The sequence below is a fragment of the Hyphomonas sp. genome, from assembly GCF_041398385.1.
Classification (GTDB): Bacteria; Pseudomonadota; Alphaproteobacteria; order Caulobacterales; family Hyphomonadaceae; genus Hyphomonas.
Genome location: NZ_JAWKUW010000006.1, coordinates 68,831 through 92,130 on the forward strand (window position 1 = coordinate 68,831; position 23,300 = coordinate 92,130).

The window sequence follows — 23,300 nt, forward strand, 5'->3', positions numbered from 1 at the left end:
CGGGAGCTGCTCGCGGCCCATGATGCCCTGATCCAATAACCGCCTGCTTCGCCGACACCGTGCAGACGGGATACGGCGGCAATTGCCTTTGCCTGCTTGATTTTGCGGGGTGAGGGCGTACTTCAGCGGCGACATATTACACGCGAACAGGATTCTCCAGCCATGGCCGGTCCCCAATACGTTTATCACATGCAGGGCCTCACCAAGGTCTATCCTGGCGGCAAGAAGGTGTTTGAGAACATTCACCTCAGCTTCCTGCCGGACGCGAAAATCGGTGTGGTCGGCGTCAACGGATCGGGTAAGTCGACGCTGCTGCGCATCATGGCCGGCGTCGACAAGGAATTTAGCGGCGAGGCCTGGGCTGCCGAGGGCGTGAAGGTCGGCTACCTGCCGCAGGAGCCGAAGCTCGACCCCACCAAGAACGTCTTCGACAATATCGCTGCCCAGTGCCCTGAAAAGCAGATGGTCGATGCCTTCAACGAAATCTCCGTGAAGCTCGGCGAGGACTATTCCGACGAATTGATGGAAGAGATGACCAGCCTGCAGGAGCGGATCGACGCTGCCGACGCCTGGGACATCGACTCCAAGATCGAGATGGCGATGAACGCCCTGCGCTGCCCGGAGAACGATGCGGACGTTTCCAAGCTGTCCGGTGGTGAAATCCGCCGCGTCGCGATCTGCCAGCTGCTCCTCTCGAAGCCAGACATGATCCTGATGGACGAACCGACCAACCACCTCGACGCCGAGACGGTCGCCTGGCTTCAGAACTACCTGATCAACTTCCCCGGCTGCGTTATCCTCGTTACCCACGACCGTTACTTCCTGGACGACATCACGAGCTGGATTCTCGAGCTCGACCGCGGCCGCGGCGTGCCTTTTCAGGGCAACTATTCCGGCTGGGTCGAACAGAAGGCCAAGCGTATGGAGCAGGAGGCCCGCGAGGAAACCGGCCGCAAGCGTACGCTGGCCAAGGAACTCGAATGGGTCCGGTCTGGCCAGAAGGCCCGTCAGGCGAAATCCAAGGCGCGTATCAATGCCTATGAGGAAATGGCGGCCAAGGCGGAGCGCGAGCAGGTCATGACCGCGCAGATCCGTATCCCGCCCGGCCCGCGCCTCGGCGGCGTGGTGCTGGAAGCGGAAGGCCTGAACAAGGCCTTCGGCGAAAACGTGTTGATCGAAGACCTCTCCTTCAAGCTGCCGCCCGGCGGCATCGTCGGCGTCATCGGTCCGAACGGTGCCGGTAAGTCGACCCTGTTCAAGATGATCCTCGGCCAGGAACAGCCAGACTCCGGGTCGCTCCGCGTCGGCGACACGGTCAAGATCGGCTATGTCGACCAGAGCCGAGACAAGCTCGACCCGAACAAGAATGTCTGGGAGGAAATCTCCGGCGGCACGGATGTGATCGACCTTGGGGGCGTTCAGGTCATGTCGCGCGCCTATGTCGGCGCGTTCAACTTCAAGGGCACCGACCAGCAGAAGAAGGTCGGCATCCTGTCCGGCGGTGAGCGTAACCGCGTGCACCTCGCCAAGATGCTGCGCGGCAGCCACAACCTGCTCCTGCTCGACGAACCGACCAACGACCTCGACGTGGAAACGCTGCAGGCGCTGGAGGAAGGCCTCGACAACTTCCCCGGCTGCGCCGTCATCATCTCGCACGACCGCTGGTTCCTCGACCGCATGGCCACGCACATCCTCGCCTTCGAAGGCGACAGCCATGTCGAATGGTTCGAAGGCGATTTCTCCTCCTACCTCGAAGACAAGAAGCGCCGTCTTGGAGAGGATGCGGTGAATCCGAAGCGCCTGAAATTCAAGAAGTTTGCACGCTGATCCTGCCTGCGGCGCTCCGGCGCTTGCCGGATGGTGCGAGATTGTTACGCTCGCGTCTCTGGACGAGGAGCAAGGCGATGAGAGTGGCATTGAGTTCGGCCCTGGCGCTGGGAATTCTTGCAGGTTGCGGCGCACCGCCTGCCCCCGCGCTGGAATCTGAAGTGCGCGCGGAGCGATCTTACGAAGCAACAGGCTGGATCGCGCAGACGCTGCCAGACATTGCTGCGGCGCTGGACGCCGGAGAAATTACGTCTGTCGAACTGACGCAAGCCTATCTCGACCGGATCACCGTGCTCGATCGGCAGGGGCCGCATCTTCAGGCCGTTATCGCGACAAATGCGCATGCCCTCACCGACGCTGCCGCCAGCGATGCGCGGCGGGCTGACGGGAAAGCGCTGGGGCCGCTGGACGGTGTTCCGATCCTGTTGAAGGACAATATCGAAAGCCTCGATCCGATGCCGACGACGGCAGGGTCTCTGGCGTTGAAAGACAATGTCGCCGGCCGTGATAGCCCATTGGTCGCCGGCCTGCGGGCGCAAGGCGCTATTATCCTCGGCAAGACAAATCTCAGCCAGTGGGCAAACTTTCGCTCCAATCTGTCCATGAGTGGGTGGTCATCCGTAGGCGGACAGACGCGTAATCCTCATATGCTGGACCGAAATCCTTGTGGATCCAGTTCCGGATCGGGCGTCGCGGTCGCCGCTTCGCTCGCAGCTGGCGCGGTTGGTACGGAGACCAATGGGTCGATCATCTGTCCTTCCAATGTGAACGGAATTGTCGGGTTTAAGCCCACTGTCGGACTTGTCTCGCAGGAAGGGATCATCCCCATTTCGCCGACGCAGGACACGGCCGGGCCGATGACGAAAAGCGTTCGTGGCGCGGCCATGATGTTGAGCGCCATGGATCCGGGCGGCACGGACTATGCGGCCGGACTTTCTCCGGATGCGCTGAAAGGCGTCCGGGTGGGCGTGCTTCGATTTTCAGAAGGCTCCAATCCCGCCGTCAAAGAACGTTTCGATGCGGCGCTGGCGGTGATGCAGGCGCAGGGCGCGGTGCTGGTCGACATCACCGAATTTGAGCCGGCCATCCCCGGCTTTCGCGATGATGAGACGACCCTGCTGGAATACGAGTTCAAGGACAGCCTGAACGCCTATCTCGCCACGACGCCTCCGGCGGTTACCGTGCGCACGCTGTCGGACCTGATTGCATTTAACTCCAGCAATGCCGGCGCAGAAATGCCGCTGTTCGGGCAGGACATATTCGAATCTTCAAACGCACGTGGCCCGTTGAGCGACCAGGCGTATCTGGATGCCCGCGCGGCCGTCCTGTTCACCACGCGTGACCAGGGAATCGATCGCCTCCTGTCGGCTCACCAGGTCGACGTGCTCGTCTCTCCGTCCGGGCCGGTTGCGCCTCGGATCGATCCGATCAATGGCGACGTCTGGCCGGATTGGGCCGGTGCAGGCAGTTTTGCGGCCATGGCAGGCTATCCACACATCACAGTTCCGATGGGAGAGGTGCATGGAATCCCGGTGGGGGTCTCATTCATCGGTACGGCCGGGCAGGACGCGTCAATCCTGTCCTACGGGTATGCCTATGAACAGGCGAGCCAGATGCGAGTCGATCCGCTGTACTTGCAGATGGCGGAGGAGCGGCCGGAAATTGCCGCTGCTATAGTGCGCTCCGATCGTGAATTTCCGGCTGATTCGGTCAACCGGGAGCAATGAAAAAGGCCCGCTTTCTTTCGGGAAGCGGGCCTTCTGTTCTCTTCGGCAGTTAGTTGCCGTAAGACCGGCTGCGCGATTCGAGGTTCTTCTTCATTTCCTCGATCTTTGCCGTCAGCGCGCTGGCCGACCCGTTGGTCCGGTCCAGCAGGGCCAGGAACTGGGCGCGCTGCTCGATGCCCAGCCAGATGAGGTTGCCGTCGATATTCAGGGCGACATCCACGACCTGATACTGGTTGTCGCGTGTCAGGACGCGCCAGCGGACATCCATGTCCTTGCCGTCCTGGCGCTTGATAACCGTGTTTACGATCGAATCGCTTTCGGAACGGTCGACTGAATCTTTCACCACCACGGCTTCGCCACGATAGGCGTCCAACTCGTTCTCGTAGACAGCGAGGGCGTATTCGCGGAATACTTTTTCGTAATGCGCGAGTTCTTCCGGCGTGAAGCGGCGGGCGTATTTACCGATGGCAAACCGCGCGACAGCCTTCATGTCCGTGAATTCGTCCATATAGGCATTGAATTTTGCGGTGCGCTCATCGGCGTCCAGCATCGGGTCGTTCAGAGATGCCAGCACTTCGCTGGCGTTTTTCTGGACATAGGATTCCGTCTTCGCGTCCGCCATGGCCGGAAGGGCCAGCGCGGCGAGCGCAGCCAGGGCGATTGCGGGGGAGGTCAGGCGTTTCAAGGGCGGGCTCCTGCTTACAGTTAGACTTGGTGGCTATTCGTCAAATTCGTCAAAATCTGGGAGATCTTCGTACAACTCGGACTCATCCTGCATTCGTCCATTACGAATTTCTGCCTGACGCTGAGATGAATAGATCCGCCGGAGGGCCACATAAGGTTCGGGTTGTTCGTTCAATTGCCGGATCTGATCGTCCAGTACGACGCGGGTATTCAGCGCGCCAAGGACGCGGCGGCCAATCGCGATATGGTCGTCCAGATCAGGATCGCCCGCGAATTCTGTCCAGTTCAGCGGGTCGAACGCCGGGTCCACGCCCTTGCCAACCAGATCGCGCGGATTCGTCGGGCCGATAAACGGCATTACGAGGTAGGGGCCACTATCGACGCCCCAGACAGCCAGCGTCTGCCCAAAATCTTCTGAATGCCGCTCAACGCCCCAGCCTTCGGCAACATCCCAGAGGCCGGCGAGGCCGACCGTTGTGTTGACCGCGAAGCGATAGAACGTCTCCGCTGCCCGGTGCGGTTCAGCCTGGAGCACGTCATTCACAAAAATCACGGGCGATTTCAGGTTGTTGAGAAAGTCGCCGACCCGGTCTCTGGCAAATTCGGGCGTTACCGTCTTGTAGGCCGTGGCGGCAGGACTGAGCGCATATTTGTCGACGCCATTGTTGAAGGCGAACATCTGCCGGTTGAAATCTTCGTAAGGATCGGGAACCGCGCCCGGGTCGACCGGAGCCGGCGTTGTCGCGCAGGCGGCAAGGCCAAGCGCCAGGGCCGATGCAGTCAGATGTGCCTTCATGAGAGAATCCCCGATAGTGTGCACGGCTAGATGGTCGTTTCGTGCGAGACGTGCAACTCACCGACATCTGAATCCTTGCCACCGTTGCATAGACGCCACCGCCACATTTGGTTCCTTGCAATCCATATAAATAAATGTTTATATGTTTTTCATGAGCCTTGATTTTGACCAGACCCTCGAACATCTCCGTGCCGCCGGTGAACCGACGCGCCTGAGAATTCTGGCGCTGTTGCGAGGTGGAGACCTCTCTGTCGGTGAGCTGGTACAGGTTCTGTCGCTCAGTCAGCCGCGCCTTTCTCATCACCTCAAAGCGCTGACGGCGGGTGGTCTGGTCGAGCGCCTGCCAGAGGGGGCATTTGTCTTTTACCGCGCCGCGAGCAGGGGCAAGGCGAAGCAGTTTCTTGATTTGCTGTTTGAGCAACTTGGCAAGGAAGTGGCCGAATTCCTGCGTGACGCGGAACGACTCGATGAAGTAAATGCGGCGCGGGCGGCGTCGGCATCGGCCTATTTTGCTGAAGTCGCCGAAACCTGGGACGCGATCCGGTCGTTGCATTATCCGGATGACGCGATTGAGGCGGCAATGCTGAATATCGCAGGCCCCGGCCCGTTTCGAAGGGTCGTTGATTTCGGCACCGGCACAGGCCGGATGCTGGCACTGTTTGCCAGCCGGGCTGAAGAAGTCGAGGGGATTGATCTTAGCCATCATATGCTGACGGTCGCACGCGCCAACCTTGAGCAGCTGGGTGTACCGTCCGCACGCGTTCGTCAGGGCGATGTGACCGCAACCCCATTCGACCGGGAATCGGCCGATCTCGTCATTATCCACCAGGTGCTGCACTACGTTCAGGCGCCCGGCAGGGTGATCGAAGAGGCGGCGCGGATACTCATTCCCGGCGGCAAGTTGCTGGTCGTGGATTTTGCTCCTCACGATCTTGAATTCCTTCGGGCGGAGCACGGACATCACCGTCTCGGCCTGTCGCATGAAACTATGGCCGGCTGGGCCAGCAGTGCCGGCCTCTGTCTGTCGTCGCCGCAACAGTTTACGCCTCAAGGCGAGGAGCCCAGCCTCACCGTCAACATCTGGTGCGCTGAAAAGCTAGTAGAATTGAAGGAGTCCGCGGCATGACCGGGCAAGCACCGAGAGTCTCGTTCGAATTCTTCCCGCCGAAATCCGAAGCTATGGCGGCACGTCTCTGGGAGACGGTCGAGCGGCTGGAGCCTATGCAGCCCGCATTCGTCTCCGTCACCTACGGCGCGGGCGGTTCAACGCGCGAGCGCACGCATGACACAGTCAAGCGCATCGCCCAGGAGACGAGCCTGAGGCCGGCAGGACATTTGACCTGCGTTTCTGCGACAAAAGAAGAAGTCCTCTCCGTGGCCGACCAATACTGGCTGGCGGGCGTCAAGCACATCGTCGCGTTGCGCGGTGATCCGCCGGCGGGCATGGGCGCGAAATTCGAGCCACATCCGGGCGGCTTTCGCGATGCGGTCGATCTGGTCAGAGGCTTGCGGGAACATAGGCCGGAGCTTGGAAAGTGCTTCGAGATTTCTGTTTCCTGTTACCCGGAGCTGCACCCTGAAAGTCGTGGCTGGGAGGCCGAGATCGCGTACCTGAAGGCCAAGCAGGATGCGGGTGCCGATCGGGCGATCACGCAGTTCTTCTTTGAGCCGGACGTCTATCTTCGCTTCCTCGACAAGGCCCGTGCCGGCGGCGTCACCATGCCAATCGTGCCCGGAATCATGCTCCAGCCGAACTTCCGCGGATTACACCGGATTAGCGGCCTATGCGGCGCGACCATTCCAGACTGGCTGGCCGACCTGTATGACGGCCTCGACGAGGACGAGGAAACACGCGAGCTGGTGACCGCCAATGTCGCCGCGGACCTTTGCCGCAAGCTGTCGGAAGAAGGCGTCGAGGACTTCCATTTCTATACGCTGAACCGGGCGGGGCTGGCGTTGTCCACCTGCCGCCTGCTCGGCCTGAAGCCCCGGCCGGCACAGGCGGCCTGAGCCGTGAGCGGACGGCCGATCCACATTACGCTGGTGACGTTGGGCGTTGCGGACGTTCAGGCATCGGCCGCGTTCTACGAGGCGATGGGCCTGAAACGGTCGGCAGCCTCGCAGGAGGCGGTCGTCTTCTTCGACATGGGGGGCGTTGCCCTCGGCCTGTTCGGTCGGGACGCGCTGGCCGCGGATGCGGATGTCCCGGCGGACGGCGAAGGCTTTCGCGCGGTGACGCTGGCCTGGAACCAGCCGGGCGAAGCCGCCGTGGACGAGGCTATCCAGCGCGCGGTTGACGCAGGCGGGCGGCTTGTAAAGTCCGCACACAAAGTTTTCTGGGGTGGGTATTCCGGCTATTTCGCAGATCCGGACGGCCACCTCTGGGAAGTTGCCTATAACCCGTTCTTGCCGCTGCGCGAGGATGGATCGATGGAGCTGTAAGATGAACAGACAGGAACGTATCGCCGCGCTGAAGGCGGCCGCAAAGGAACGCATCCTCATCCTCGACGGATCCTGGGGCGTGATGATCCAGCGCCGGGGGCTCGACGAGGCCGATTATCGCGGCACCCGCTTCACCGAGGCGAAATATCCGGGGCAGATGAAGGGGAACAATGACATCCTCTGCATTACCCGCCCGGACATCGTAACCGACCTGCACAATGCCTATTTTGGCGCGGGCGCGGACATTTCGGAGACGAACACGTTCTCCGCCACCGTGATTGCGCAGGATGACTACAAGCTGGACGCGGCCTCCGTGCGCGACATCAACCTTGAAGGCGCGAAGCTGGGTCGGGCGGCGGCAGACGCGTGGACGGCGAAGGAACCGCACAAGCCGCGCTTTCTCGCTGGCTCCATCGGTCCACTGAACAAGATGCTGTCCATGTCGTCGGATGTGAACGATCCGGGCGCACGATCTGTGACGTTCGATGAAGTGTACGAAGCCTATCGCCAGCAGATCCAGGCCCTGAACGAGGGCGGCGTGGACCTCTACCTGATCGAGACGATCACCGACACGCTGAACTGCAAGGCCTGCATCAAGGCCATTATGGACCTGGAAGCCGAAGGCATGGACAAACTGCCGATCTGGATTTCAGGTACGATTACTGACCGCTCGGGCCGGACCCTCTCCGGGCAGACGGTGGAGGCGTTCTGGAACTCCGTGCGCCATGCGAAGCCGTTCGCCATCGGCTTCAACTGCGCCCTCGGCGCGGACCTGATGCGCCCGCACATCGCGGCGCTGTCGCGGATCGCCGACACGCTGGTCGCGGCCTATCCGAATGCCGGCCTGCCGAACGAGATGGGCCAGTATGACGAGCAGCCGGAGCAAACCTCCGGCTCGGTCGGCGGCTGGGCGAAGGATGGTCTGGTCAACATTCTCGGCGGCTGCTGTGGCACGACGCCGGAGCATATTGCCGCGATTGCGAAGGCCGTAGAGGGCGTGAAGCCGCGCGTTCCCGCGCCGGCGAAGCATTCGATGCGCCTTGCGGGGCTGGAGCCGTTCGAGGTGGCCTCGTGACGAAGCCACCCGTGACCGCAGGAGACCTGTTCGTCTTCTACGGCCTCCTGAAACTCGGCGCCGCGGGCCAGCCCGCAGACCTGCCGCTGGCGACAGCAGGCAGGTTCGGCGCGCCGTGCCGGTTCCGTGGGCGGATGGTGGATCTGGGCGGATTTCCGGGCGTCGTGGCCGGGGATGACCTGTGCCACGGCATCCCCTGGAAGCTGGATGACGTTTCCATCGTCGGCCCGATGGACGACTTCGAGGATGTGACCGACGACCCGGCCACCAGCCTCTATATCCGCAAACGCATTCCGCTCTGCGACGACGCAGGCAATGAGACCGGCGAAACCGCCTGGATCTACTGGTACAACCAACCCGTCGAGGGCTTCCCGCCTGTCGAAGGCGGAAACTGGCCGCTGAATGCTGGGAGAACGAGAAAATGAGCGAATGGCTTACATTCGAGAGAATAATGATCATGATGCTCGGGGTAGGGTACCTTTGGCAAGCCGATAAATTGTCCAACGTCGAGCGCCGACTCAAAATCACTCAGGACTACATGGACAATCTAATCAAATACCTTCGTCGAGATCATGATTTCGATGTTACACGTGACAAAGTTCAATAGATGACTGTCTCTGCCTCCCAATCCTTCGTAAACGTCGGTGAACGGACCAACGTCACCGGCTCGGCCGTGTTCCGCAAGATGATCACCGATGGCCGCTATGCGGACGCCGTGGAGGTCGCCCGCCAGCAGGTGGAGAACGGCGCGCAGGTCATCGACGTCAACATGGACGAAGGCATGCTGGACGGTGCCGAGGCCATGCGTACCTTCCTGAACCTGATCGCCGCCGAGCCGGACATCGCCCGCGTGCCGGTGATGATCGACAGCTCCAAGTGGGAGGTGATCGAGGCCGGCCTGAAATGCGTGCAGGGCAAGTGCATCGTCAACTCGATCTCCATGAAGGAAGGCGAGGACAAGTTCCGCGAGCAGGCGCGTGCGTGCCTGGCCTATGGCGCCGCTGTGGTGGTCATGGCCTTCGACGAAGTTGGCCAGGCCGACACGAAGGCCCGCAAGGTGGAAATCTGCCAGCGCGCCTTCAGGATTCTCACCGAAGATGTGGGTTTCCCGGCGGAAGACATCATCTTCGATCCGAACATCTTCGCGGTGGCGACGGGGATCGAGGAGCACAACAATTACGCCGTGGACTTTATCGAGGCGGCGCGGGAAATCCGTGATAGCTGTCCGGGGTGCCATATTTCGGGCGGGCTTTCGAACGTGTCGTTCAGCTTCCGCGGCAACGAGCCCGTGCGCCGCGCCATGCACTCCGTGTTCCTCTATTATGCGATCCCGGCAGGCATGGACATGGGCATCGTGAATGCCGGCCAGTTGGACATCTATGACGATATTCCCGCCGAACTGCGGGAGCGCGTGGAGGATGTCATCCTCAACCGCCGCGACGATGCGACCGAACGCCTGATCGAGATTGCCGAAGGCCTGAAGGGCCAGAAGGGCAAGGCCGCCGTCAAGGACCTGTCCTGGCGCGAGGCGCCGGTGGCCAAGCGGCTGGAGCATGCGCTTGTCCACGGCATCACCGAATTCATCGATCAGGACACGGAAGAGGCGAGACTGCAGGCCGAGCGCCCGCTGCACGTTATCGAAGGGCCGCTGATGGCCGGAATGAACGTGGTGGGTGACCTGTTCGGCTCCGGCAAGATGTTCCTGCCGCAGGTGGTGAAATCCGCCCGCGTGATGAAGCAGGCCGTCGCCTGGCTTGAGCCCTACATGGAAGAAGAGAAACAGCGCCTCGGTACGGTGGACGTCTCCAACGGCAAGGTGCTGATGGCCACCGTGAAGGGCGACGTGCACGACATCGGCAAGAACATTGTCGGCGTGGTGCTGGCCTGCAACGGCTATGAGATCCTGGACCTCGGCGTCATGGTGCCGGCGGAAACCATTCTGGATACGGCGGAAAAGGAAAAGGTGGACGTGATCGGCCTCTCCGGCCTGATTACGCCGAGCCTGGACGAGATGGTCTATGTCGCCGCCGAGATGCAGCGCCGCGGCATGGTGCAGCCTCTGCTTATCGGTGGCGCGACGACCAGCCCGGCGCATACGGCTGTGAAGATCGATCCTGTAATCAAGTCCGCGCCAGTCATTCATGTGACGGATGCCAGCCGCGCTGTCGGCATTGTCAGTGCGCTCCTGAGCGCGGGTGAGAAGCAGGGGCTGGTTGAGCAGACGCGCGCGCGCTATGAGCGGATGCGCGAATCCCGGCAGGGCGGCCCTCCCAAGCCCCGGCTCCCCCTTGCGGAGGCGCGTGAAAAAGCCTTGAAGCCGGACTGGTCAACCTACGAACGGATCGCGCCGGGCTTTGAGGGTGTGCGGACATTCGATGACATCGATCTTGCAACGCTCGCCCGATACATCGACTGGACACCTTATTTTTCTGCCTGGGATCTTGCGGGTAAATATCCTGCGATCCTTGATGATGATATCGTCGGTGAAGCGGCCACCAGTCTGTGGCGCGATACCGAAGCAATGATGCAACGTCTCGTTGGCGAAGCCTGGTTGAAGCCGAAGGCCATTGTCGGCTTCTGGAAGGCAAACCGGGATGGCGATGACATCCGTCTCGAAACTGGTGAGGTGTTCCACACGCTCCGTCAGCAGATGGTAAAGGACAATACCCGCCCGAATTTCGCCATGTCGGACTTTGTTGCGCCCGAAGGTGACGACTGGATAGGTGGTTTTTGTGTCACGGCCGGGCCGGAAGCCGACGTAATCGCGAAGGACTTCGCGAAGAAGGGCGACGATTATTCCTCTATTATGGTCAAGGCGCTGGCAGACCGGTTTGCCGAAGCCATGGCGGAGTATATGCATGAGCGGGTGCGCCGCGAGCTCTGGGCCTATGCGCCGGATGAAGCGCTCGCCAGGGATGACCTGATCGCTGAGAAATATCGTGGAATCCGTCCGGCGCCAGGTTATCCCAGCCAGCCGGACCATACCGAAAAGGAAACCCTCTTCCGTCTGCTCAGCGCCGAAGAAGGCATCGGCGTGTCTTTGACTTCCAGCTTTGCGATGACGCCGGCCGCCAGCGTCTCGGGCCTCTATTTCGCGCACCCAGAGTCGGTCTATTTTGCTGTTGGCCGGATCGAGAAGGATCAGGTGGAAGACTATGCCCGCCGCAAGGGATGGGACATGCGCACTGCCGAACGGTGGCTCGCTCCGATCCTCAACTACGATCCGTTCGGTTCCTGACCCGTAAGGTAAGGCAGGGGCTCTACCAGTTCGAATCCCGGCGTTTCCTCGGCAAAGTGGCGCAGCCAATAGGCGTGGCCCGAGCCATAGAGGACAAGAATGCGGTCGCCCGGCTCGGTGACCTGCGTGATGTTGGCGAAAATCAGCGCGTTGCGGGCATACCAGCCATAATTGAGTGCCGCGCCTGCAGGGTCGCCGGGTTCGGACAGTTCCATCAGGCCGTAATAGAAGTCATTGTGCTGTGTACGGATGTCTTCGGGGATGTTGTGCCGCGCGAGCGTTTGCGAGATGGTCTCTTCTGCCTGCGAGGCTTCCTGCGCGCTTGCCTCAGCCTGGATTGCAGCGATCAGCGCTTCCACTTTGTTCGTCTGCCCGGTCCGGGCCGCCAGTTCCTGGACGCGGTCGAACGGGAAGAATGAGATTTCACCTTCATTCTCGTCCACGCCGTAAACCCGATCAACACCCAGCTCGTTCGCCAACCGATAGCCGATCTGCACGATTTCATTCCGATCTGTCGCGAGCTTTTCCGGCGTAAATGCCTTGTAGCCTTCGCTCAACAACTGATCGTCGCGCCAGGTTGTCTCGACGGCAATCGCCGTCGGCCTGAAACTCGCGAGCTGGCCTGCCAGTGCTTTCAGTTCCGCCTGACGGCGCGGCACCAGGACGTCGTCTACCTTCGTATTGACGACATCGAGGCCTGGATTGTCGAAATGATAGGTGCCAAGCACCATCATTTGGACGACGTCGCGCTTTTCAGTCGCGGAAGGGGCTTGGGGTGTCACTGTGGTGCAGGCTGCGAGGAACAATCCAGCCGCGGCGGCGAGACTCTTGCGGATCATGTCGGTATCTCCCTTTCAGGCATAAGATGCGCCATTAACGCCATCTGGATGCACCGCAAGCGCAAAAATTTTCATTGCCCGAAAAGGCATTAAGGCGGTTCCGGTGACTGGTGGCTGGCTACCGAGTCGCCTAAACAGGGGCCGTTACCGCTAGGATAGGGCCGGAGGCACCGATGAGCCAGAACCGACTGCAAGGCGAAAATGCCAAGATCGTTGCGACGCTGGGGCCGGGCAGCCGTTCGCCGAAGGAAGTGCGGGCCCTCGCGATGGCGGGCGTCGATGTTTTCCGTCTGAACTTCAGCCATGGCGAACACGCCCTGCACAAGGAGGCCCTCGACGCGGTGCGCGCTGCGGAGGAAGCAGTTGGCAGGCCACTTGCGACGCTCGCGGACCTGCAGGGGCCGAAAGTCCGCGTCGGAAAGTTTCCTGACGGCGGCATCCGCCTGGGCTTCCTGAAGGAATACGACCTCATCGCTGCGGAAGAGACGGAAGACGACGGAACGATCCCCGTGCCGCATAAGGACATTGTCGATATTCTGGAAGAGGGCGACAAGATCCTTGTGGATGACGGCAAGCTCATCCTCACTGTCACGAAAGCGGGCAAGACGCCGCGTGTGCGAGCAGAGATCCCGGGAAAGCTGACGGACAAAAAGGGTTTCACCGTCCGCGGCAAGGCGCTGCCTGTTCGTGCACTGACGGAAAAAGACAGGGCTGATCTCGACTTTGCTTTGTCCATCGGGGTTGATCTTGTGGCGCTGTCGTTTGTGCAGAGCGTGTCCGATGTCGAAGAAGTGAAGGCCATCATTGCCGGCCGGGCACCGTTGATTTCGAAACTTGAAAAGCCTGCGGCGATTGCGGACCTCGACGCGATTGTCGAAGCTTCTGACGCGGTCATGGTCGCGCGCGGCGATCTGGGCGTGGAATTCGCACCGGAAGAAGTGCCGGTCATCCAGCGCCGTATTGTCCGGTCCGCCCGGTCGCGGGGACGGCCGGTCATCGTGGCGACGCAGATGCTGGAGTCGATGATCGAGAATGCAGCACCGACGCGAGCCGAAGCCTCCGACGTGGCCACGGCGATCTATCAGGGGGCCGACGCGGTAATGCTGTCAGCCGAAACAGCCGTCGGGCGCCACCCGGCGACAGCGGTTGCCATCATGGCCCGCATCATCCGTGCAACGGAAACCGCCGAAGATTACCGGGCCTCGATTGCACAGTTTTCCGGGCAGCCGCCACCAACGCTGGCGATCGATGTCGTTGCCCGCACGGCTCAGGATATGGCCGAGGCGGAGGGCGCGGCTGCGCTCGCGCTCCGGACCGGAGACTTCGGCCGCCTTGCACGGTTTTCGCGGGTGCGGGGTGCCGCACCGATCCTGTACGGGTCGCTGGACGACCAGCGCCTGCGGCAGGCCTGCCTGTTGTGGGGCGTACATCCTCAGCGCCTGAATGCCGGGGCGACGTATTGGTATCGTGATCTGATGCTGGCATCCGGCCTGACGGGGCGCGTCGCCTATGCCCGCTGGGCAGGGGACGATGCGCGGTTTGCCTGGGAAGTCGGTGTCGGGAAGGGTGAGGATGGAAAGCTGATCACTGGCGTATGATCAGCGTGTCGCCCTTGAATTCGTATGAATAGAGCTCGCCGAGGAAACTCATGCCGAGCAGGGACTGTTCCAGGCCTTCCTTCAGCACCATGGCGCGGACGTCTTCGATTTCGACCCGGCCGATTCTGATCGCGTCGAGGACAACGTAGGCACCGAACGTCGTCCCGCCGGCGGTTCGGATTTCATTGTCAAATTCGAGGTCGGCCGGCTTCAGCCCGATGCGCTGGGCATCATACAGTGTCAGCGCGACAATGCTCGCGCCCGTATCCACCATGAAGCGCACATCGGTTCCTTCGACGTCGGCACGGGTCCAGTAATGGCCGTCGGCTTCCCGGTTGATGATCGCTGCGTTGTCGAAATTCGCGCGGGGCGTTGTGCTGGTCGCGCTGACGGGGACGTTCGTGAGCGTTGCCGCAGCGGGTGCTGGCGTTGCCTCATCTGCGGTCTTGGGCGCGACGAAAAAAATCACCGCTGCAGCGATTATCGCGGCCGCGGCCAGCATTGGAAAGATATGGCGAGCATACATGCGTCAGCGTTTCCCCATTGCCTCAAGGCGGGCGATCCGGTCTGGCAGGCAGGACAAGACCTCGTCCCGGCCAGTTTCACCCATCGAGACCCAGGCTGCAATTTCTTTCAGCGTCCGGCCGCAGCCAAAACACCAGCCTGTCGCACCATCGACAGCGCAAACGTTTATACAGGGGGACTTTATTGCGTCGCGTGTCATCAATATACCCTGTAGCCGAAGGGGCCGCGGGAGCAAGTGTGGCACGTCGAGGGTAACAAATCCTTGTCACAATGCCCCGGTATGCGGATTGCAGAAATCGGCGCGATTATCCGGCCGGATGAAGGAGTATCTGAGTGACTGAAGCCAGCCTTGCCCCTCTTGCCGATGTGCGGGCCCTGATCCGGAACGCCCCTGTGGCGGCGACCGAGCCAGGCCTGAAAGTCCGCGAGGCACTTCTGACCATGGGGCGGGAAGGTGATTTCGGCCGGCTGGGAGAAGCCGCCGAATGGCTGGCAAACTGGCAGAACCGTTATCCGCCCAGGATTGAGAAGCCGGTGCTGGCTGTTTTTGCCGGCTCACATGGCCTGGTCGAAGAAGGCGTGTCCATGTCGTCCAACAAGGACACACGGGCCCATGTTGACGCCCTGCGCGAAGGCCGGGCTCCTTTGTCGGCGATAGCCACCCAAGCCGGCGCCGGCATCCGCGTGTTCGAGCTGGCGCTTGACCGGCCGACCCCCAGTATCGCCGAAACCGCCGCCATGAATGAAAAAGAGTGTGCGGCCACGATCGCCTATGGCTTTGAAGCCACCGAAGATAAGCCAGATCTTCTGGCGATCGCCGTGTCGGGTGCGGGCGTCGGCACCGCTGCAGCGGCAGTCGCTTGTGCGCTCTATGGCGGGTCGCCGGACTATTGGGTGCGTCCGAGCAGCCAGACGCCCGTGAGCCTCGCCCGCAAGCGGGTGGAACTGGTCAGCCGGGCCCTGACCCTGCACCGGGGGCACCTTTCCGATCCGCTCGAAGCCCTGTGCTGTCTTGGCGGGCGCGAACTGGCAGCCTGTGTCGGGGCGATTGTCGCGGCCCGGCACCAGGGCATTCCGGTCGTACTCGATGGATTTGCCACCACGATTGCCGCCGGCGTCGTCCACGCGGTTGATCCCAAGGCGATCAGTCATTGCCTTGCTTCGCACATCACACGGCGCCCCGCGCATGAAGCTTCTCTTGAGCGACTCGGCCTGCACCCCTTGATGCAGCTTGAGTTCCAGACGGGCGGCGGGCTTGGTTCCGCAACGGCAATTGGCCTTCTCAAGACCGCCTGCGCCCCCTTTATTGCAGAACCTGCCCCTCACTGACGCAACGTCATGGCGCGACGTTGTTTCCGTTTACGTTCGCGTCACCTTGCCAGCATGGGGGAATGGCTGACATAGAGAGGCGAGTGCCTGCCTGATATAAAAGACTGCGTTGCGAGGAGACGCCTCATGAATCTCGAATTCACACCCGAAGAAATCGCGTTCCGGAAGGAAGTGCGGGACTTCATCGAAACGAATTATCCGAAAGACCTGGTTGGCTTCGGCGCGCGTGAGGATCTGACCCGCGAGCAGTTTCTCGCCTGGCACAAGATTCTTGGCAAAAAAGGCTGGTCTGTGCCGGCCTGGCCGGAGAAATACGGCGGCACAGGCTGGACCTCCACCCAGCGCTATATCTGGTCCGAAGAGAATGCGCGCATGGACACGATCATGCCGCTGCCCTTCGCAGTCTCGATGGTCGGTCCGGTCATCTACACCTTTGGCAATGACGAGCAGAAAGCCAAACACCTGCCTGGGATCCGTTCCGGTGAAGTCTGGTGGTGTCAGGGCTATTCCGAGCCGGGCGCCGGTTCCGACCTTGCCAGTGTGAAAACCACCGCCGTGCGCGACGGCGACCATTATGTGATCAACGGCCAGAAGACCTGGACGACGCTCGCCCAGTTTGCCGACTGGGGCTTCTTCCTTTGCCGGACAGACCCCACTGCCAAACAGCAGGAAGGTATTTCCTTCATCCTGGTCGACATGAAGACGCCGGGTATCGAAGTGCGCCCCATCAAACTGATGGACGGCACCCATGAGGTGAACGAAACCTGGCTGACCGACGTGCGTGTGCCGGTCGAAAACCTGATTGGTGAAGAGAACAAGGGCTGGACCTACGCAAAGTTCCTGCTCGCCCACGAACGTTCCGGTATCGCCGGCGTTGCCCGCTCCAAGCGCGGCATCGAGCGTCTGCGCGACATCGCGTCGAAAGAAACCGTCGACGGCGTTCCGCTGATCCAGACGCAGGATTTCGCCCGCAAGATCAGCCAGCTGGAAATTGACCTGACGGCGCTGGAATTCACCGAACTGCGCACGCTTGCCTCCGAAGCGGCCGGCAAGGGGCCGGGACCGGAAAGCTCCATCCTCAAGGTGAAGGGCACCGAAGTGCAGCAGCGCCTGACCGAGCTGACCCTTGAGGCGGTCGGCCACTATGGTGCTCCGTATGCCTATGGAATGGAGCCTGTCAGCGGCAACGATTTCGGTGCGGGTCCGGATTATTCCAGCTATGCCGCCGAGACGTATTTCAACATGCGCAAGACTTCGATCTATGGCGGGTCGAACGAAATTCAGCGCAACATCATCACAAAAATGATCCTTGGCCTTTAAGCGCCAGAGGCCAGAGAGGAAACGACGAACATGGATTTCAATTTCACCGAAGAACAGGGCATGCTCCGCGACAGCCTCGCGAAAATGCTCCGTGACCAGTACGATTTCGAAGCCCGTCGCAAGATCGTTGCATCCGAATCCGGATGGAACAAGGACATGTGGATGCAGTTCGCGGAACTGGGCCTGTTCATGGCACCGTTCAGCGAAGAGGATGGCGGCCTCGGCGGCGGCCCGATCGACGCGATGGTTGTCATGGAAGAGTTCGGTAAGGCGCTCGTGGTCGAGCCTTACGTGCCGAGCGTTGTCTGCGGCGGCGGCTTCCTGAAGCGCGGAACGGATGCGCAGAAGGAAGAATACCTTTCCGGCATCATGTCCGGCGAAAACGTCTTTGCGTTTGCCTACGCGGAACCGCGCGGACGCTACAATCTCGCTGACCTTGAAACCACAGCGAAGAAGGACGGCGACGGATACGTTCTTAACGGTCACAAGGCAGTTGTCGTTGGCGCGCCCTGGGCGACCCATTTCATCGTGACGGCCCGCACGTCGGGTGGCCGCCGCGATGCACAGGGCGTTACGGTCTTTGTCGTGGAAAAATCCGCCCCCGGAATTTCGACACGGGATTACCCAACCGTCGATGGCCGCCGCGCTTCGGAAGTCTATTTCGAGAACGTCGCGGTCGGCGCAGAATCCGTGATTGGCGAGGCCGACAACGGCCTTTCGCTCGTGGAGCTCGTCACCGATGAGGCCATCGCGGCAACCTGCGCCGAAGCCTTCGGCGCGATGAAGGTCGCCAATGAGATGACGGTCGAATATTCCCGCCAGCGCAAGCAATTCGGCGTTCCGATCGGCAAGTTCCAGGTGCTGCAGCACCGCATGGTCGACATGTACATGGAATACGAGCAGTCAGTGTCGATGACCTATATGGCAACGCTGAAGCTCGGCGACGATGCGGTCACCCGCAAGAAGGCCGCTTCCGCTGCCAAGGTTCGCATCGGGCAGGGTGGTCGCTTTGTCGGCCAGCAGGCCATCCAGATCCATGGCGGCATGGGCATGACCGACGAACTTGCGATCGGCCACTATTTCAAGCGCCTCACGATGATCGATGCCGAATTCGGCAATATGGACCATCACCTGAAGCGCTATACGGACCTGTCCGCCGACATGCCGGTCGCGGCAGAGTAAGCGGTCCAAACACAAACATGGGCCCCGGACCGCTGGTCCGGGGCCTTTTCTTTGGGCTAGTAGAGTTCTTCTTCCCGGGCATTCAGCACGGAAAGCGCCATGCCGCGATAATAGGCGGCCCTGAGGCGCCACATATTGTGCCGTGCCGGCCAGGGCAGGGTCAGCAGGATGAGGCCGATACAGGTCAGCCATTTCGCGGTCTGCACCGGTAGGGCGACAAGTCGTGCGAGAGCGCCCTCGGCGCGCTCAACATGCCGGCCCCGCGTGATGCCGGCGCGCAGCCAGCGCCGCTCCAGCCATTTATAGCTGATACGCTCCGCGGGCAGCGCTTCGCGGACGATCGCCTCAGGGGCGGCGCCCAGCTTCGCGCCTCGTTCGCGCAGGCGTGCGAAGAATTCGGTATCCTCGCCGCCTGTACGCCCCTTGTCGAGCAGGAAGCGTTGTGCGGCGATGGCCGGTGCTCCGCGCCGCATCAGGCAATTGCCAGAATGGCCGGTCATGATCTGTCCGCGGCTGTAGCGCGGATAGGTCGAATGGATGTCTGTCTCTTTCATCCAGGCCGGGGCATCTTCCGGATAATCCACGATCACCGGCCCAAATACGGCATCGAACCCACCATCATCCGCGGCGTGCAGGAATGCCGCCAGCCAGCCGTCGTCGGCCGTCTCGTCATCGTCGACAAAGGCGACCCAGTCTCCATCAGCCGCATCCAGGCAGGCATTTCGGGCAACTGAAATGTTGCGAGCAGGTGCATGTATGTAACTCACGGTATGGTTTGCCGTTGCTGCAAATGCCTCCACCAATCGCCGGGCTGACGCTGTTTCGTCGTTATCGGCGACGATGATGTCAAAGGTCACGCCGTCCGGTACCCGCTGCGCGTCGAGCGAGCGCAGGGTCGTTTCCACCATGGGGCGGCGGAATGTGCAGACGCAGACATTAACCTTCAAAAGGGCTGGACTCCGGAAACGGGCCTTGGATCGCAACCTCTGTGCCAATATTCTGCGGCAAATAAAACCGCTCCGGTGCGGCAGGGTTCTTGCTTCTGTGAGGGCTGGATAAAAGTGCAGGCGCCTGAGTAATGCTGGCAGGGCAGGAGACGAGAATGAACACCCAATCCGTCGTGTCCCGCCGCAAGGTGATGGTCGCCGCACCGACCTATAAGCGCAACGACCTGCTCGATGGCCTGCTCAAAAGCCTCAACGAATTGGTGATCCCGGCTGATACGGACGTCACCTTCATTATTATCGACAATGACCCGGCCAGGGGAGCTGAGGCGGTTGTTGCCAAATGGCAGGCGCAATTCAGCGCTCCATTGCATTACCACACTGAAGCCGAGCCGGGCGTGACGCATGTCCGCAACCGGGCGCTGGACCTTGCCGCCGGCCATGACCTGCTCGCTTTCATCGATGACGATGAGTTTGCCGACCCTCAATGGCTCGCCGCCCTCATCGCGCGGTACGAGGCGACCCATGCCGCTGCCGTCTTTGGTCCGGTCGACCCGGTCTATCCGGACACGGCACCCGGCTGGATGCGTGACTGGGCGATCCACGGCACGTCAATTCCGGCCGACGAAGACCAGATGAAACCCGGCGCCACCTGCAATTGCCTGATCGACCTTGGCGTTGTCCGCGAAACGGGTCTCCGGTTTGAGACGCGCATGTCGCTGACCGGAGGGGAGGACACGCTGTTCTTTACCCGCCTGCTGGATGCCGGCTACCGGTTGACGCGGGCGAGTGGTGCCAGGGTGTTCGAGCATATCCCCGAGGGACGGGCGACGCCGAAATGGCTGATGCGGCGGTGGTATCGCACCGGTATTACGGATGCCCTGATTGCCGGACGCGACATGTCGCCCGGCGCCGCGCGGGCGAGGGGGCTGGCGCATGGACTGCTCCGGGTTGCGACCGGATCTGCCGCCGTGGCGGTGGTGGCGATTGCGAGCCTCGGAAATCCGCGGCAGGTCCTGGCGCGCTGCTACACGGTCTGCCGTGGGGCGGGCATGGTCACGTTTGCTTTCGGCAAGCAATATGAAGAGTACGGCCGCGCGAAATAGGCGGAACTCACGCCCTGCCTGACAGGCGGTGCACGACCTCTTCCGCGATCGCCAGAGAACTCGTCAGGCCCGGTGACTCGATCCCGAACAGGTGGACAAGGCCATCATGGCCGTGCAGCTCCGGCCCGTCGATGCGGAAGTCGGCAGCGGGCTGGCCGGGGGCGGACAATTTCGGGCGGCATCCTGAATAGTCGGGTGCCATCGAGTCATCAGGTAAGCCTGGCCAGTAACGCCGCACTGCGTCATCAAAACCGTCGGCGCGGCCGGGATCAACCGTGTAGTCGACGATGTCAGGGTCGTCATGTCCGAGCCATTCAACGTCTGGCCCAAAACGGATCCGGCCAGTCAGATCCAGCGTGACGTGCACGCCAAGTCCCCCTTCCACCGGCGCCGGGTAGATCAGGCGGCTGAACGCCGGCTTGGCAAGGCAGCTGAAATAGCTGCCCTTCGCCAGCGAGAAGAACGGCAGGAGGGCAGGGTCATAACCGTCCATCGCCCCAGCGAGCCGGACCGCATGAAGGCCGGCACTGTTTACCAGGATATTTGCGACGACCTCGACCGCCTCTGCACCACCTACCTGAAGGCGATAGCGGCCATCCGGCAGTATCGACATTTGCATGACCGGCGCCCCTAGGACGACGGCGCCTCCATGATCCTCAAGATCGCCCTGTAGTGACAGCATGTAGGCGTGACTGTCGAGGATACCGGTTTCTTCGGAGAGGACTGCCGCGACACAGGCGAGGTGGGGCTCCATTGCTTTTGCTTCATCCCCGGTCAGCAGCCGCAGACCTTCGACACCGTTTTCGCAGCCTCTTTGGAAGAGCGCCTGCATGCCCGCAATTTCACCCTCGGATGTTGCGACGATCAGCTTGCCGACGCGTTTGTGAGGTACGCCGCGGGAGCCAGCCCATTCGTACAGTCTGCGGCGGCCCGCGACACACATTTTGTGGCGCAGAGATCCGGTTGGATAGTAAATCCCGGCATGGATGACCTCGCTGTTACGGGAGGACGTGCCCGAACCGATGCGAAGCGCCGCTTCCAGCACAAAGGTTTGGTGGCCGGCACGCGCGAGGGCCGCGCCGCAGGCCAGGCCGACGGCGCCAGCACCGATTACGATTGCATCGACTTCCATTACGTTTTGCGCGTCCGGCATATTCCTGGCCTGCCCCTGAAGCAGATATCCACCAGATTTATTTGCCCGGCGGCTTATGGGCGGCAACGTTTATGCTGCCTGGGTTGATAGTAAGGCGGCATGAGCGCCGCGGGCAAGACGACTTTTTGAACGTCCGGCTTGTCATTGTGCCAGCCGGCGTAAGGCGCGCGGAACAGCAATTATACGCAACGCTGTTTATGACATGTTGGGAATTGCTGATGCTGAATGTCATGTGCATCTTTGTGGATCAGTTAGCCCGCTTCTTGCAGCAAGACGCCCTGAAGAGCCCCGGCCAGGGACTTCTGGTAAGGTAAACTGAACGATCAGGCAGGACCCATCTACGCTATGACGGTATCTCCTCCAGGCTCCGGTTATGACGAGACGAAAGTCGCGATCGTCATTCCGCTCTATAATGATGCGGAAAATATCGGCCGCGCGATCGAATGCGCTGTCCGGCAGGAAGTGCCCGCGGGAACGACTTTCGAAGTCATCGTTGTTGACGATTGTTCGACCGATGAGGGACCGTCGATCGCGGAAGAGTATGCGCGCAGGTACGAGCAGGTCGTGTTTCACCGCCAGCCCCGAAACCTGGGGCCATCGGGCGCCCGCAATGCGGCCCTGCGTTCGACAAATGCAGGCTGGTTCACGCCTTTCGACAGCGACGACGTGATGGAGCCCGCGCGGATCGCGCGGCTGCTGGAGCGTGGCCGGCGGCAGGGTCTGGACATTGTGGCCGACAATTTGATCATTACCCACAATGATGCACCTACCACTGCTGTGCGACGTCTCTGGCCGGGAAAGCCGGCGGGCGACATTGAGCTGACGCCGGAGCTTTTCCTGGAACGTTCGAGCCATGTCGAACTTGAGCGTTCGGAACTCGGGTTCCTGAAACCGCTTATCCGCCGCAGCAGCCTGATCGGCGACGACCCGGCGCCTTATCTCGAAGAGTTGCGTTTCGGGGAGGATTTCGAGCTTTATGCCCGTATGCTCCTGAATGGGGCGAAAGCGATGCTGACCGATCCCGAGGGTTACTATTTCGTATGCAGGGAAGGCTCCGCATCGAGGAGCCAGGGCCGCGAAGACCATATGAGGCTGGCAAGGATCAGCCGCGAACTGCTCCGCCGCCCGGGTATCTCTGCCGTGTCGCGCAAGGCGCTGCAGGAGCACACCGCCTATTGTGAACGGGAGTGGGCCGTCTGGGCGTCGATCGAGGCAGTTCGGTCAAAAAGCATCCCGCGCTTCCTGGAGGCCTACACCATCTCGTTTCCGGCAAGCCTTCACGTGACGGGGCGCATGTTTGACGCAGTCGTCGCGCGGGCCGCATCGGGCTTCCGCAAGCAGCCAAACTGAAGCCTTCCGCACACCCGAGGGGCGAGTTGATGTCCTCATATCCCCCGTTTGAGGGAGTTCTTCATTAACGTTTTGCCTGGCCAGGGGTGCGGCACAAAAACCAAGTAAAGGCTTTTGATGGGGAATTCGAAGCACGGGAGTATTAACCTTTGCTGCATTTCCGAT

21 protein-coding genes are annotated in these 23,300 nt (G+C 61.3%); 14 read left to right on the forward strand and 7 right to left on the reverse strand.

Translation table 11 applies throughout. The features are described from left to right. Positions 1-162: 162 nt before the first annotated feature. Together ettA and R3C13_RS12195 are read left to right on the forward strand one after the other, a co-directional pair. On the forward strand, positions 163-1,827 hold the full coding sequence (ettA, locus tag R3C13_RS12190; protein ID WP_371311103.1) for an energy-dependent translational throttle protein EttA: 1,665 nt from the start codon (positions 163-165) through the stop codon (positions 1,825-1,827). 77 nt (positions 1,828-1,904) lie between these two features. After that, complete coding sequence (locus tag R3C13_RS12195; protein WP_371311104.1) at positions 1,905-3,554, forward strand: amidase; 1,650 nt, start codon at positions 1,905-1,907, stop codon at positions 3,552-3,554. A gap of 49 nt (positions 3,555-3,603) precedes the next feature. Here R3C13_RS12195 and R3C13_RS12200 read toward each other — a convergent pair whose 3' ends face one another. After that, a complete protein-coding gene (locus tag R3C13_RS12200) occupies positions 3,604-4,239 on the reverse strand; it encodes a phospholipid-binding protein MlaC (RefSeq protein WP_371311105.1) in 636 nt (211 codons plus the stop codon). Positions 4,240-4,272: 33 nt separating this feature from the next. Further along, complete coding sequence (locus tag R3C13_RS12205) at positions 4,273-5,034, reverse strand: VacJ family lipoprotein (RefSeq protein WP_371311106.1); 762 nt, start codon at positions 5,032-5,034, stop codon at positions 4,273-4,275. A 151-nt stretch (positions 5,035-5,185) separates the two neighbouring features. Between R3C13_RS12205 and R3C13_RS12210 the strand changes: the two genes are divergently transcribed. From R3C13_RS12210 to metH, 6 genes are all read left to right on the forward strand, one after another. Continuing rightward, complete coding sequence (locus R3C13_RS12210; protein ID WP_371311107.1) at positions 5,186-6,160, forward strand: ArsR/SmtB family transcription factor; 975 nt, start codon at positions 5,186-5,188, stop codon at positions 6,158-6,160. After that, entirely contained in the window at positions 6,157-7,044 is an 888-nt protein-coding gene (metF, locus tag R3C13_RS12215) for a methylenetetrahydrofolate reductase [NAD(P)H] (protein WP_371311108.1), read from the forward strand. The genes R3C13_RS12210 and metF overlap by 4 nt, the downstream gene beginning before the upstream one ends. A 3-nt stretch (positions 7,045-7,047) precedes the next feature. Next, entirely contained in the window at positions 7,048-7,476 is a 429-nt protein-coding gene (locus R3C13_RS12220) for a VOC family protein (protein ID WP_371311109.1), read from the forward strand. Position 7,477: 1 nt separating this feature from the next. Next, entirely contained in the window at positions 7,478-8,551 is a 1,074-nt protein-coding gene (locus R3C13_RS12225) for a homocysteine S-methyltransferase family protein (RefSeq protein WP_371311110.1), read from the forward strand. After that, positions 8,548-8,976 (forward strand): gamma-glutamylcyclotransferase, encoded by a 429-nt coding sequence (locus R3C13_RS12230; protein ID WP_371311111.1) that lies wholly within the window; start codon positions 8,548-8,550, stop codon positions 8,974-8,976. The genes R3C13_RS12225 and R3C13_RS12230 overlap by 4 nt, the downstream gene beginning before the upstream one ends. Before the next feature lie 182 nt (positions 8,977-9,158). Beyond that, positions 9,159-11,789, forward strand: coding sequence for a methionine synthase (gene metH, locus R3C13_RS12235; RefSeq protein ID WP_371311112.1), 2,631 nt, complete (start codon positions 9,159-9,161; stop codon positions 11,787-11,789). On the opposite strand, the gene R3C13_RS12240 is transcribed toward metH, so the two are convergent. Next, a complete protein-coding gene (locus R3C13_RS12240; RefSeq protein ID WP_371311113.1) occupies positions 11,768-12,628 on the reverse strand; it encodes a DUF5694 domain-containing protein in 861 nt (286 codons plus the stop codon). The two genes, metH and R3C13_RS12240, sit on opposite strands and share 22 nt — an antisense overlap. 173 nt (positions 12,629-12,801) lie before the next feature. On the opposite strand from R3C13_RS12240, the gene pyk reads away from it, so the two are divergent. Next, positions 12,802-14,226 carry a pyruvate kinase gene (gene pyk, locus R3C13_RS12245; protein WP_371311114.1) on the forward strand — a complete coding sequence of 475 codons (1,425 nt, stop codon included), beginning with the start codon at positions 12,802-12,804 and terminating at the stop codon, positions 14,224-14,226. On the opposite strand, the gene R3C13_RS12250 is transcribed toward pyk, so the two are convergent. Continuing rightward, positions 14,213-14,752, reverse strand: coding sequence for a TIGR02281 family clan AA aspartic protease (locus R3C13_RS12250; protein WP_371311115.1), 540 nt, complete (start codon positions 14,750-14,752; stop codon positions 14,213-14,215). The genes pyk and R3C13_RS12250 overlap by 14 nt on opposite strands. 3 nt (positions 14,753-14,755) lie before the next feature. Beyond that, entirely contained in the window at positions 14,756-14,950 is a 195-nt protein-coding gene (locus R3C13_RS12255; protein WP_371311116.1) for a DUF1289 domain-containing protein, read from the reverse strand. Between the two features lie 134 nt (positions 14,951-15,084). On the opposite strand from R3C13_RS12255, the gene R3C13_RS12260 reads away from it, so the two are divergent. The 3 genes from R3C13_RS12260 (at position 15,085) to R3C13_RS12270 (ending at position 18,582) form a co-directional block, all read left to right on the forward strand. Beyond that, the gene (locus tag R3C13_RS12260; RefSeq protein ID WP_371311117.1) at positions 15,085-16,080 is read left to right on the forward strand and encodes a nicotinate-nucleotide--dimethylbenzimidazole phosphoribosyltransferase; all 996 of its coding nucleotides are present in this window, start codon (positions 15,085-15,087) and stop codon (positions 16,078-16,080) included. 126 nt (positions 16,081-16,206) lie between these two features. Beyond that, the gene (locus tag R3C13_RS12265) at positions 16,207-17,400 is read left to right on the forward strand and encodes an acyl-CoA dehydrogenase family protein (protein WP_371311118.1); all 1,194 of its coding nucleotides are present in this window, start codon (positions 16,207-16,209) and stop codon (positions 17,398-17,400) included. 30 nt (positions 17,401-17,430) lie between these two features. Then, the gene (locus tag R3C13_RS12270) at positions 17,431-18,582 is read left to right on the forward strand and encodes an acyl-CoA dehydrogenase family protein (protein WP_371311119.1); all 1,152 of its coding nucleotides are present in this window, start codon (positions 17,431-17,433) and stop codon (positions 18,580-18,582) included. A gap of 56 nt (positions 18,583-18,638) precedes the next feature. Here the strand turns inward: R3C13_RS12270 and R3C13_RS12275 are convergent, their stop codons facing one another. Then, entirely contained in the window at positions 18,639-19,529 is an 891-nt protein-coding gene (locus R3C13_RS12275) for a glycosyltransferase family 2 protein (RefSeq protein ID WP_371311120.1), read from the reverse strand. 155 nt (positions 19,530-19,684) lie between these two features. Between R3C13_RS12275 and R3C13_RS12280 the strand changes: the two genes are divergently transcribed. Beyond that, positions 19,685-20,632, forward strand: a complete 948-nt coding sequence (locus R3C13_RS12280) for a glycosyltransferase family 2 protein (RefSeq protein WP_371311121.1) — start codon at positions 19,685-19,687, stop codon at positions 20,630-20,632. A 7-nt stretch (positions 20,633-20,639) separates the two neighbouring features. Here R3C13_RS12280 and R3C13_RS12285 read toward each other — a convergent pair whose 3' ends face one another. After that, positions 20,640-21,785 carry an NAD(P)/FAD-dependent oxidoreductase gene (locus R3C13_RS12285; protein ID WP_371311122.1) on the reverse strand — a complete coding sequence of 382 codons (1,146 nt, stop codon included), beginning with the start codon at positions 21,783-21,785 and terminating at the stop codon, positions 20,640-20,642. Between the two features lie 345 nt (positions 21,786-22,130). Between R3C13_RS12285 and R3C13_RS12290 the strand changes: the two genes are divergently transcribed. Beyond that, the gene (locus R3C13_RS12290; protein ID WP_371311123.1) at positions 22,131-23,135 is read left to right on the forward strand and encodes a glycosyltransferase family 2 protein; all 1,005 of its coding nucleotides are present in this window, start codon (positions 22,131-22,133) and stop codon (positions 23,133-23,135) included. Positions 23,136-23,300 lie beyond the last annotated feature (165 nt).

What these genes read in the sequence shown, in the direction of transcription:
- pyk (WP_371311114.1), top strand. Translation starts at nt 12,802, where the DNA reads ATGAGCCAGAACCGACTGCAAGGCGAAAATGCCAAGATCGTTGCGACG.
- R3C13_RS12195 (WP_371311104.1), top strand. Translation starts at nt 1,905, where the DNA reads ATGAGAGTGGCATTGAGTTCGGCCCTGGCGCTGGGAATTCTTGCAGGT.
- metH (WP_371311112.1), top strand. Translation starts at nt 9,159, where the DNA reads ATGACTGTCTCTGCCTCCCAATCCTTCGTAAACGTCGGTGAACGGACC.
- R3C13_RS12210 (WP_371311107.1), top strand. Translation starts at nt 5,186, where the DNA reads ATGAGCCTTGATTTTGACCAGACCCTCGAACATCTCCGTGCCGCCGGT.
- R3C13_RS12290 (WP_371311123.1), top strand. Translation starts at nt 22,131, where the DNA reads ATGACGGTATCTCCTCCAGGCTCCGGTTATGACGAGACGAAAGTCGCG.
- R3C13_RS12270 (WP_371311119.1), top strand. Translation starts at nt 17,431, where the DNA reads ATGGATTTCAATTTCACCGAAGAACAGGGCATGCTCCGCGACAGCCTC.
- R3C13_RS12280 (WP_371311121.1), top strand. Translation starts at nt 19,685, where the DNA reads ATGAACACCCAATCCGTCGTGTCCCGCCGCAAGGTGATGGTCGCCGCA.
- R3C13_RS12240 (WP_371311113.1), bottom strand. Translation starts at nt 12,628, where the DNA reads ATGATCCGCAAGAGTCTCGCCGCCGCGGCTGGATTGTTCCTCGCAGCC.
- R3C13_RS12250 (WP_371311115.1), bottom strand. Translation starts at nt 14,752, where the DNA reads ATGTATGCTCGCCATATCTTTCCAATGCTGGCCGCGGCCGCGATAATC.
- R3C13_RS12265 (WP_371311118.1), top strand. Translation starts at nt 16,207, where the DNA reads ATGAATCTCGAATTCACACCCGAAGAAATCGCGTTCCGGAAGGAAGTG.
- ettA (WP_371311103.1), top strand. Translation starts at nt 163, where the DNA reads ATGGCCGGTCCCCAATACGTTTATCACATGCAGGGCCTCACCAAGGTC.
- R3C13_RS12205 (WP_371311106.1), bottom strand. Translation starts at nt 5,034, where the DNA reads ATGAAGGCACATCTGACTGCATCGGCCCTGGCGCTTGGCCTTGCCGCC.
- metF (WP_371311108.1), top strand. Translation starts at nt 6,157, where the DNA reads ATGACCGGGCAAGCACCGAGAGTCTCGTTCGAATTCTTCCCGCCGAAA.
- R3C13_RS12285 (WP_371311122.1), bottom strand. Translation starts at nt 21,785, where the DNA reads ATGCCGGACGCGCAAAACGTAATGGAAGTCGATGCAATCGTAATCGGT.
- R3C13_RS12255 (WP_371311116.1), bottom strand. Translation starts at nt 14,950, where the DNA reads ATGACACGCGACGCAATAAAGTCCCCCTGTATAAACGTTTGCGCTGTC.
- R3C13_RS12225 (WP_371311110.1), top strand. Translation starts at nt 7,478, where the DNA reads ATGAACAGACAGGAACGTATCGCCGCGCTGAAGGCGGCCGCAAAGGAA.